Consider the following 9,637-nt stretch of genomic DNA (forward strand, 5'->3'; position numbering starts at 1 on the left):
CGTGGTGACGGGGCCGTGCCCCGAGGGCCGTCCCGCTCGTGACCGCGGGGACGTGCTGACGGGCACCCCGCAGGACCGTACTCCGGGGTGCCCGTCCGTCCCTGGGACGTCAGAACCCGGCGATCGGGTTCTTCAGGGTGCCGACCAGCTGGAGCGCGCCCGCCGGGTCGGACAGGTCCACCATCTGCTGGTTGTCGCGCAGCTGGAGCCGGTTCAGGCAGGACAGCGCGAACTCGGGCGCGAACATGTCGTACTGCCGGAACTTGTCGGCGAGTTCGGGCATCGACTCCTGGTACTCGCGGGTGACCTTCGCGACCGTGCCCCAGAAGGCGTCCTCCTCCAGGACCCCCTCGGCGGCCAGGTTCGCCGAGAGGAAGCGGAAGAAGCAGTCGAAGACGTCCGTGAAGACGGACAGCAGTTTCTTGTCCTCGGGCACCTCCACGCGCAGCCGCTCCACCGTCGGCGGCAGCACCGCGTCCGGGTCCATGACGGCGATCTCCTCGGCGATGTCCTTGTAGATCGCGCGTTCGACCACGCCGTCCTTCAGGACCAGGATGACGTTCTCGCCGTGCGGCATGTACACCAGGTCGTAGGCGTAGAAGCTGTGCAGCAGCGGGGTGTAGTAGGCCCGCAGATAGCGGCGCAGCCACTCCTCCGGCGCCAGGCCCGACCGCTCGATCAGCGCGGCCGCGAAGCCCCGGCCCTCGTGGTCGACGTGCAGCAGCGACGCCATGGTCGCCGCCGACTCGCCGTCCCGGAGGGCGGCCACCGGGCTCTCCCGCCACAGCGCGGCCAGCATCTTGCGGTACGGCGAGTAGCGGTCCGTCGCCTGCTCGTACTCCAGGTGCCGGTAACCGACCGCCGCCCGCTCGCGGATGATCGACAGGCCGGTCACCTTCAGTACCGGGTCGCCCTCGATCAGCTGGGCGAGCCAGTCGTTGATCGCCGGGGTGGCCTCCATGTAGGCGGCCGACAGCCCGCGCATGAAGCCCATGTTGATGACGGACAGCGCCGTCTTCACGTAGTGCTTCTCGGGGTGGCTGGTGTTGAAGAAGGTGCGGATGGACTGCTGGGCCAGGTACTCGTCGTCGCCCTCGCCGAGGCAGACCAGGTGCTGCCGGGCGACCTCGGCGGCGAAGGTGACGGCCAGCTTGTTCCACCACTGCCAGGGGTGGACCGGGACGAAGAGGTAGTCCGCGGGGTCCAGGCCCTGGTCGGTGAGCTGCCGGCGGAACCGCTCGACCGTCTCCGCGCCCAGCTCGTCCCGCAGGAACGACTCGTACTCGATGCCGGCCCCGGCCGTGAAGGCGGCCCGCGAGCGGTGCGCGGCCAGCCACACCAGCCGGACCGGGCTCGCGGTCTCGGGGGCGTACGCGAGGTACTCGTGGATCCCGAAGCCGAGCCGGCCGTTGTTGGCGACGAAGCAGGGGTGGCCCTCGGTCATGCCGGTCTCGATGGCCTGGAAGCCGCTGGTGACCAGCTCGGCGACCGGGGTCTGCGGCTTGGTGAGCTTGTAGCAGGTGCCGGAGAGGGTGGAGGAGATCTCCTCCAGGTAGACCGGCAGGATCGCGTCGCTCAGGCCGAGCGCCCGCCTCAGCTCGATGAAGAAGTCCAGGGCCGCCAGCGGCAGCTCGCCGCCGTCGCGGTGCCGGGTGATGGAGTCGGCGTCGATCTGCCAGTGGTCCAGGGACCGGACCACGGCCGTGAAGGTGTACCGCGTCAGGCCGTCGTCGCTGCGGACGACGTACGCGCCGTCCCCGGCGGGCTCCGGTACGAGGAGCCGCTCGTGGGCGAATTCGGCGAGGGCCTTGCGGATCAGGAGGCGGTTGGCCCGCGCCCAGCGGTGGGGGGAGAGGTGCGCCACGGCGTCGGACAGGGTCATACGGCTACTCCTCGGGCGGCCATGAACTGTTCGCGCGTGCAGAAGCTCAGCAGCGCGCGCTTCTCCGGCTTGTCGATCTCCCGCACGGGCACGAAGCCGACGGCCTCGTTGAGCGCGTGCACCGCCTTGTTGCCCACGTCCGGCTCGACCACCACGCGCCGGGTCCGCGGGTCGGCGAACAGCTCCTCCATCACGGCGGTGATGACGGCCCTGGTGAAGCCGTGCACGGGCCGGTCGGTGGGGGCGACCAGGAAGTGCATGCCGACGTCGCCGGGCTCGGGGTCGTACAGGCCCACCAGCTCGACGTACCGGGGGTCGTACTTCTCCATCAGGAACGCCGGTGCGCCGTCGTGCAGGCCGAGGTAGGCGTGGTGGTGCTCGTCGGCCGCGATCCGCAGGTACTCGCGCTCGACGTCCCGCAGTCTCGCGTCCTGCATCATCCAGAAGGCGGCCTTGGGGTGGGTCACCCAGCCGTGCAGCAGCTCGGCGTCCTTCAGGGGGTCGAGGGGGCGGACGGTGAAGGTGCCGGTGGTCATGCGGAGAACTCCTGGAACGCGATCGACTTCTCGACCGGGTAGTACTCGCTGCCGAGCAGCTCGCGGATGATGTACGCGTTGCGGTACGCGCCCATCCCGAGGTCGGGGGAGGTGATGCTGTGGGTGTGGACGCCGGCGTTCTGCAGGAAGACGCCTCTGCCGGTGACGTCGACGGCGTAGTTGCGGGCGACGTCGAAGTTGCCCTGTGAGTCGTAGACCAGCCGGTCGCGGACCGGCGCCAGGAACTCCGGCTCGACGTACTGGTAGCCGGTGGCGAGCACCAGGCCCTGCGAGCTGAGTTCGAAGTCCTTGCCCTGCTCCTCCTGGCGGAAGCCCAGCGTGTACGTGCCGTTGTCGTACCGCGCGCTGGTGAGCGCCGAGTTGGTCAGCAGCCGGGTGGGGACCGGCCCGCCGAGGTTCTTCTGGTAGAGCAGGTCGAAGATCTCGTTGATGAGATCGCCGTCGATGCCCTTGAACAGGCCCTTCTGCTCGGCGGTGAGGCGGTAGCGGGTCGCCTCGGGCAGCTCGCGGTAGTAGTCGACGTACTCCGGGGAGGTCATCTCCAGCGTGAGCTTGGTGTACTCCAGCGGGAAGAAGCGCGGCGAGCGCGTCACCCAGTTCAGCTGGTAGCCGTGCACGTCGATCTCGCCGAGCAGGTCGTAGTAGATCTCGGCGGCCGACTGGCCGCTGCCGACCAGCGTGATCGACTCCTTGCGCTGGAGTTCCGCCCGGTGGTGGACGTAGCGCGAGTTGTGCAGGAAGTCGCCGCCCAGGTTCGCGCAGGCGTCCGGCACGTAGGGCGGGGTGCCGGTGCCGAGGACCAGGTGGCGGGCGCGGAAGACGTCGCCCGCCGCGGTGCGCACGACGTACAGCTCGTCCTCGTACGTCACCTCGGTGACCGTGCTGCCGAAGCGGACGCTGCTCAGCTTGCCGGCGGCCCAGCGGCAGTAGTCGTCGTACTCGACCCGCAGCGGGTAGAAGTTCTCGCGGATGTAGAACGAGTACAGCCGCCCCTTCTCCTTCAGGTAGTTCAGGAAGGAGTACGGCGAGGTCGGGTCGGCCAGCGTGACCAGGTCCGACAGGAACGGGGTCTGGAGGTGGGCGCCGTCCAGGAACATGCCCGCGTGCCACTCGAAGTCCGGCTTGGACTCCAGGAAGACGCCGTCGAGTTCGGCGATCGGCTCGGTCAGGCAGGCGAGGCCGAGGTTGAAGGGGCCGAGCCCGATCCCCACGAAGTCGTAGGTCTTTTTCGTGGTGTCAGGAAGCGCGGTCAAGGGATTCTCCCAGGTACTGCTCGGCATGGCCGGCGATCAGGTCGAGGACGGCGGCGATGTCGGACGCCTTGGTCTCGGGGTTGAGCAGGGTGAACTTCAGGTAGTGGCGGCCGCCCACCTTGGTGCCCGCGACGATGGCCTCGCCGGAGGCGAACAGGGCCTTGCGGGCGTAGAGGTTGGCGCGGTCGATCTCGGCCGGGTCGGTGACGGCGGCCGGGACGTAACGGAAGACCAGGGTGGACAGGGAGGGCTCGACCACGACGTCGTAGCGCGGGTCGGCGGCGAGCAGCCGCCAGCCCTCCCGGGCCAGGTCGCACACCTCGTCGAAGAGCTCTCCGATGCCGTCGGCGCCCATCACGCGCAGCGTGACCCAGAGTTTGAGGGCGTCGAAGCGGCGGGTGGTCTGGAGGGACTTGTCCACCTGGTTGGGGATACGTTCCTGCACCATCCGGCGCGGGTTGAGGTACTCCGCGTGGTAGGTGGCGTGGCGCAGGGTGGACGCGTCCCGCACCAGCACGGCGGAGGAGCTCACCGGCTGGAAGAAGGACTTGTGGTAGTCGACGGTGACCGAGTCGGCGCGCTCGATGCCGTCCAGCAGGGCGCGGCGCTTGACCGAGGCGAGCACGCCGCAGCCGTAGGCGGCGTCGACGTGCATCCAGGTGCCGTGCTGCGCGCACAGCTCGGCGATCTCGGGCAGCGGGTCGATGGAGCCGAAGTCGGTGGTGCCTGCGGTCGCGACGACGGCCATGGGGACCAGGCCGTCCCGCGTGCACCGCTCCAGCTCGCGGGCGAGCGCCACGGTCTGCATGCGCTGGTCGTGGTCGACGGGGATCACCACGACCGAGTCGGCGTCCAGGCCGAGGAGTTTGGCGGACTTCTTCACGCTGAAGTGGCTGGCCTCGGAGGCGAAGACGCGCAGTTTCGCGAGGTCGTCGCTCTTGGCCTCCTCCCGGGCGAGCAGCAGCGCCTGGAGGTTGGACTGGGTGCCGCCCGAGGTGAAGACGCCGTCCGCGGCCGGGCCGAGGCCGATGCGCTCGGCGGTCCAGTCGATGAGCCTGCGCTCGATCAGGGTGCCGCCGGCCGACTGGTCCCAGGTGTCGAGGGAGGAGTTGACGGCGGAGAGGATCGCCTCGCCGAGCACGGCCGGGATGACCACCGGGCAGTTGAGGTGGGCGAGGTAGCGGGGGTGGTGGAAGTAGACGGCGTCCCGGAGGTAGACGTCCTCCAGTTCGTCCAGCACGGCGGCGGTGTCGTGCAGCGGCCGGTCGAGGTCGATCTGCTCGATGCGGGGTGCCAGGGCGTCGACGGTGACGCCGGTGAACGGACGTTCGGTGGTGGCGAGTTTCGCCGCCACCCGCTCCACTCCAGCGGTCACGGAGCGGCGGTACTGCTCCGCGGTCGTGTCATTGAGCAGGTGCGAGCGCATGTGGGGGTCCTCCGGTGGGACGGTCCGGTGCGGGACGGGGAAGGCCGCGTCTAACTTAGGTGAGCCTAACCTAATTAACTCCGGCGGAAGGTGGCAGGAGTCGTGACAGCCGTCACGGTGAACGGCCGCCGGGCGGCGGGCGGTTACTCGCCCCGCTCGCGCAACTGCTCCTCGGTGAGCCCCTGTCGCCAGTAACCGACGAAGGTGACCCGGCGGCGGTCGACGCCGCACTCGCCGACGAAGTGCCGGCGCAGCTCCTTCACGCGGGACGACTCGCCCGCGATCCAGACGTAGGGGTGGCCGGCGGGCGGCAGCGGGGCGGAGCGCAGGGCGTCGAGGGCCGCGGGGGAGTGCCCGGCGCCGTGCGGGTCCCGGACCAGCCAGGTGACCTCGGCGTCGGCCTCGGTCGCCAGGTCCTGGATGTTCCCGGCGTCCTGCACCTCCAGCCAGACGCGGGCGCGCGTGCCGGCCGGCAGTGACTCCAGGACGGCGGAGACGGCGGGCAGGGCGGTCTCGTCGCCCCAGACGACGACCAGGTCGGTGTCCTGCGGCGGCCGGAACCGGATCGCCCGGTTGTCCGCGATCGCCGGGCCGAGCAGCAGCACCCGGTTCCCCGCGGCCGCCCGCGCGGCCCACCGGGAGGCGGGTCCGGCCGGGACGGCGGCACCGGGCTCGACGCCGTGCAGGACGAAGTCGATGTCGATCTCGTCCGGATCCCGGCGCAGCGACCGCAGGGTGTAGGACCGCATCACGGCCCGCACGTCGTCGGGCAGTTCCCGCCAGCCCTGCCACCAGCCGTCCCCGAGCTCGACCGGCACCACCGGCTCCGGCTGCCCCGGGTGGGGCAGGAACAGCGACAGCGACTGGTCGCGGCCGAGGGAGTGGAAGGCGCCGAGGTCGGGCCCGGCGAAGGTGATCCGGACCAGGGACGGACCGAGCCGCCTCGTCCGTACGACCTGGAGGGAGAAGAAACGGAACGGGGCGGCCACGGCCGTAGTCATGGGGTATCTCCTGAGTCGACGTCAGGTGAGCGCGGTCAGCTGACCTTCCTGGCCTTCTCGAGGGCCTCGGCGAGGGTGGTCAGCAGCGGCGTGCACTTGTCGTACGAGAGGATCGGCTCGGGCGAACGCGCGATGACCTGGTTCGCCTCGACCGCGGGCAGCTGCTTCCAGGTGCCCTCGGTGATGTCGGCCGGCTGGATCGTCGAGGAGCGGTCGTCCATCATGATGATGTCGGCCGGGTACTTGTCGACGTTCTCCCAGCTCAGCGACTCGTACCAGCCGCCGCCCTCGGCCTTGGCCTGCTCCGGCGGCTCCACGAAGTTCACGCCGAGGGCCTTGAAGTACTCCAGGTCGATGGAGAGGTTGGTGCCGGAGACGTAGAACAGCTCCTGGCTCGCCGAACCGGCCATCACCCTGATCTCGGGGCGGGCCTTGGCGGCCTTGCGCAGCCGCTCGGCGGCGGCCTCGAACTCCTGCTTGGCCTTGACCACCGCGGCGGCCTTCATGTCCGCGCCGAGCGACTCGGCCAGCGCCCACATGCGCTGGAGCGGCTCGGTCATCTGGCGGTCGTAGACGGAGACGGCGACGCTCGGGGCGAGCTCGGCGATCTCGTCCTTGGACGCCTCGGGGACGTACCAGAGGGTGCCCGCGCTGTCGAAGGTGGTGGAGATCAGCACGTCCGGCTGGAAGGCGGCGTACTGCTCGACGTTGAACTGGTCCCAGACGTTGCCGAAGACGGTCAGCTTGCTGACGTCCATGTCGCCGGCCTGGACGTCGGCCTTGCCGTCCTGCGTGGTGGTGGGGCCGAAGACGCCCTTGACCTCGATGCCGTAGTCGTACAGGGCGGCGGCGACGCCGACGAAGGCGACGATGTCGGCCGGGGTCCGGTCCAGCCTCACCGTCGTGCCGCGGTCGTCCTTGAACGACCAGGGGCCGGAGGCCGTGGCGGATGCCTTCGCGTCCGAGCCGCCGCCGTTCGTGTCTTCGTCGCCGCAGGCGGCGAGCACGGCACCGAGGCCGAGGGCACCGCCGGCGGCGAGGATGCCGCGGCGGGTGAGGTGGGTGGCACGGGCGTTGGACATGAGTGTGGCTGCTTTCGAACAGGGCGGATGACCCGCCGGACAATTCGAAGGTAGGTTAGCCTAACCTCACGTGATGTCCAGAGGCGGGACCTGCTCCGACCCCAACCCGTGATCTTCCCGCCGACCCGCCCCGGGGAAACGGCCGTTCGGCCCCGAGCGGCGGGTCGTTCAGCCCGCGAGACCCAACTCCCGTGCGATCAGCATCCGTTGCACCTCGCTGGTGCCCTCGCCGATCTCCAGGATCTTCGAGTCCCGCCACATACGGGCCACCGGATACTCGTTCATGAAGCCGTAACCGCCGTGGACCTGGGTGGCGTCGCGGGCGTTGTCCACCGCGACGGTGGAGGAGTACAGCTTCGCCAGCGCCGCCTCCTTCTTGAAGGGCTCGCCCGCCAGCAGCCGGGACGCCGCGTCCCGCCAGGCCAGCCGGGCCGTGTGCGCCTTCATCTCCATGTCGGCGATCTTGAACTGGATGGCCTGGTTGGCGCCGATCGGCCGGCCGAACGCGTGCCGTTCCTTCGCGTACCTCACCGACTCGTCGACGCAGCCCTGCGCCAGGCCGGTGGCGAGCGCGGCGATGGCGATGCGGCCCTCGTCGAGGATGCGCAGGAACTGGGCGTAGCCACGGCCCTCTTCGCCGAGCAGGTTGGCCGCCGGGACCCGGACGTCGGCGAAGGACAGCTCCCGGGTGTCGGAGGCGTTCCAGCCGACCTTGGAGTAGGGCGCGGCGACCGTGAAGCCGGGCGTGCCGGACGGCACGATGATCGCCGAGATCAGCGGCTTGCCGTCCGGCGTCCGGCCCGTCACCGCCGTCACCGTGACCAGGCCGGTGATGTCCGTGCCCGAGTTGGTGATGAAGCACTTGGTGCCGTTGATCACCCACTCACCGGTCGCCGCGTCGAGCCGGGCCGTGGTGCGGGTCGCGCCCGCGTCCGAGCCGCCGTCCGGCTCGGTCAGGCCGAAGGCGCCGAGGATCTCGCCGGAGCACAGGCGGGGCAGCCACCGGCGCTTCTGCTCCTCGGTGCCGAACAGGTGGACCGGCATGGCGCCCAGCGAGACACCCGCCTCCAGGGTGATGGCCACCGAGGAGTCGACGCGGGCCAGTTCCTCCAGGGCGACGCCGAGGGCGAGGTAGTCGCCGCCCATACCGCCGTACTCCTCCGGGAACGGCAGCCCGAACAGGCCCATGCGGCCCATCTCGCGGACGATCTCGTAGGGGAACTCGTGCCGCTCGTAGTAGTCGCCGATCCTGGGCGCGACGACCTCGTGCGCGAACTCCTCCACCGTGCGGCGGAGTTCTTCCAGCTCGGGGCTGAGGCGGTGGTCCATGACGCGTCACTGCTCCTGGTGGGAGAGGGCTCTGAGGGTGCGGGACGGGCTGGGTCGGCCCAGGTGGCCGGCCATCCACACGCTGGTGGCGGTGAGACGGCCGAGGTCGATGCCGGTGTCGATGCCGAGGCCGTGCAGCATCCACACCAGGTCCTCGGTGGCGAGGTTGCCGGTGGCGCTCCTGGCGTACGGGCAGCCGCCGAGGCCGCCCGCCGAGGCGTCGACCGTGGTGACGCCGTGCTGGAGCGCGGCCAGGGTGTTGGCCAGGGCCTGGCCGTAGGTGTCGTGGAAGTGCACGCCGAGGGCGGCGGTGGGGATGTGCTCGGCGCGCAGCGCGGTGAGCAGTCCGGCGACGTGACCGGGGGTCGCCACGCCGATCGTGTCGCCCAGGCTCAGTTCGTCGCAGCCCATGTCCATCAGGGCCTTGCAGACCCGGACGACCTGGGGGACCGGGACGGGCCCCTCCCAGGGGTCGCCGAAGCACATGGACAGATAGCCGCGGACCTGGACCCGCTCGGCCTTGGCCCGGGCCACCACCGGCTCGAACATGGCCAGCGCCGCGTCGACACCGCGGTTGAGGTTGGCCCGGGCGAAGGACTCGGTGGCGCTGGCGAAGACGGCGACCCGGGTGGCGCCCAGGGCGAGCGCCCGGTCCAGGCCGCGCTCGTTGGGGACGAGCACCGGGAGGGCCACCGGCAGGTCGCTGACGAGGGGGAACAGCCGCTCGGCGTCGGCGAGCCGGGGCACCCACTCGGGGTGCACGAAGCTGGTCGCCTCGATCGTCGTCAGGCCCGCGGCGGCCAGCCGGCGGATGAACTCGGCCTTCACCTCGGTCGGGACCTGCGCCGGCTCGTTCTGCAGGCCGTCCCGGGGGCCGACCTCGTGGATCCGGACCCGGGTGGGCAGGTCGGGGGCCGGTACGACCATGGGGAGGGCCGGTTCGGTGGTGGGCGTGCCGGGGGTGGTGGTCCTGGTGGTGGGCGTGCCGGGGGCGGTGGTCCTGGTGATGGGCGTGCCGGTGGTGTGGGGCTCGGTGGTGGGCGTGCCGGGGCTGCTGGGCCCGGGGGTGCTGGTCCCGGTGTCCCTGGTGCCGGGGGTGCCCGTGCC

At 70.7% G+C, this 9,637-nt stretch carries 8 protein-coding genes; all 8 read right to left on the bottom strand.

Features of this window, described 5'->3' with window-relative positions; all coding sequences use genetic code 11:
• Positions 1-109 precede the first annotated feature (109 nt).
• Positions 110-1,882 carry an IucA/IucC family protein gene (locus ACFF45_RS04880; RefSeq protein ID WP_381342314.1) on the bottom strand — a complete coding sequence of 591 codons (1,773 nt, stop codon included), beginning with the start codon at positions 1,880-1,882 and terminating at the stop codon, positions 110-112.
• Complete coding sequence (locus ACFF45_RS04885; protein ID WP_381342317.1) at positions 1,879-2,418, bottom strand: GNAT family N-acetyltransferase; 540 nt, start codon at positions 2,416-2,418, stop codon at positions 1,879-1,881. The genes ACFF45_RS04880 and ACFF45_RS04885 overlap by 4 nt, the downstream gene beginning before the upstream one ends.
• The gene (locus ACFF45_RS04890) at positions 2,415-3,692 is read right to left on the bottom strand and encodes a lysine N(6)-hydroxylase/L-ornithine N(5)-oxygenase family protein (RefSeq protein ID WP_381342320.1); all 1,278 of its coding nucleotides are present in this window, start codon (positions 3,690-3,692) and stop codon (positions 2,415-2,417) included. Before ACFF45_RS04890 ends, ACFF45_RS04885 begins: the two co-directional genes overlap by 4 nt.
• Positions 3,676-5,118: a lysine decarboxylase DesA gene (gene desA / locus ACFF45_RS04895; RefSeq protein WP_381342322.1), complete on the bottom strand. Its 1,443-nt coding sequence runs from the start codon at positions 5,116-5,118 to the stop codon at positions 3,676-3,678. Before desA ends, ACFF45_RS04890 begins: the two co-directional genes overlap by 17 nt.
• 143 nt (positions 5,119-5,261) lie before the next feature.
• Positions 5,262-6,119, bottom strand: a complete 858-nt coding sequence (locus ACFF45_RS04900; protein WP_381342325.1) for a siderophore-interacting protein — start codon at positions 6,117-6,119, stop codon at positions 5,262-5,264.
• 35 nt (positions 6,120-6,154) lie between these two features.
• On the bottom strand, positions 6,155-7,201 hold the full coding sequence (locus ACFF45_RS04905) for an ABC transporter substrate-binding protein (RefSeq protein ID WP_381342328.1): 1,047 nt from the start codon (positions 7,199-7,201) through the stop codon (positions 6,155-6,157).
• 168 nt (positions 7,202-7,369) lie between these two features.
• Complete coding sequence (locus ACFF45_RS04910; RefSeq protein ID WP_381342331.1) at positions 7,370-8,530, bottom strand: acyl-CoA dehydrogenase family protein; 1,161 nt, start codon at positions 8,528-8,530, stop codon at positions 7,370-7,372.
• Positions 8,531-8,536: 6 nt separating this feature from the next.
• Positions 8,537-9,457, bottom strand: coding sequence for a hydroxymethylglutaryl-CoA lyase (locus ACFF45_RS04915; RefSeq protein WP_381342467.1), 921 nt, complete (start codon positions 9,455-9,457; stop codon positions 8,537-8,539).
• Positions 9,458-9,637: the final 180 nt, after the last annotated feature.

The organism is Streptomyces cinereospinus (assembly GCF_042430725.1).
Taxonomy (GTDB): Bacteria; Actinomycetota; Actinomycetes; order Streptomycetales; family Streptomycetaceae; genus Streptomyces; species Streptomyces cinereospinus.

What these genes read in the sequence shown, in the direction of transcription:
- ACFF45_RS04880 (WP_381342314.1), bottom strand. Translation starts at nt 1,882, where the DNA reads ATGACCCTGTCCGACGCCGTGGCGCACCTCTCCCCCCACCGCTGGGCG.
- ACFF45_RS04885 (WP_381342317.1), bottom strand. Translation starts at nt 2,418, where the DNA reads ATGACCACCGGCACCTTCACCGTCCGCCCCCTCGACCCCCTGAAGGAC.
- desA (WP_381342322.1), bottom strand. Translation starts at nt 5,118, where the DNA reads ATGCGCTCGCACCTGCTCAATGACACGACCGCGGAGCAGTACCGCCGC.
- ACFF45_RS04900 (WP_381342325.1), bottom strand. Translation starts at nt 6,119, where the DNA reads ATGACTACGGCCGTGGCCGCCCCGTTCCGTTTCTTCTCCCTCCAGGTC.
- ACFF45_RS04905 (WP_381342328.1), bottom strand. Translation starts at nt 7,201, where the DNA reads ATGTCCAACGCCCGTGCCACCCACCTCACCCGCCGCGGCATCCTCGCC.
- ACFF45_RS04910 (WP_381342331.1), bottom strand. Translation starts at nt 8,530, where the DNA reads ATGGACCACCGCCTCAGCCCCGAGCTGGAAGAACTCCGCCGCACGGTG.
- ACFF45_RS04915 (WP_381342467.1), bottom strand. Translation starts at nt 9,457, where the DNA reads ATGGTCGTACCGGCCCCCGACCTGCCCACCCGGGTCCGGATCCACGAG.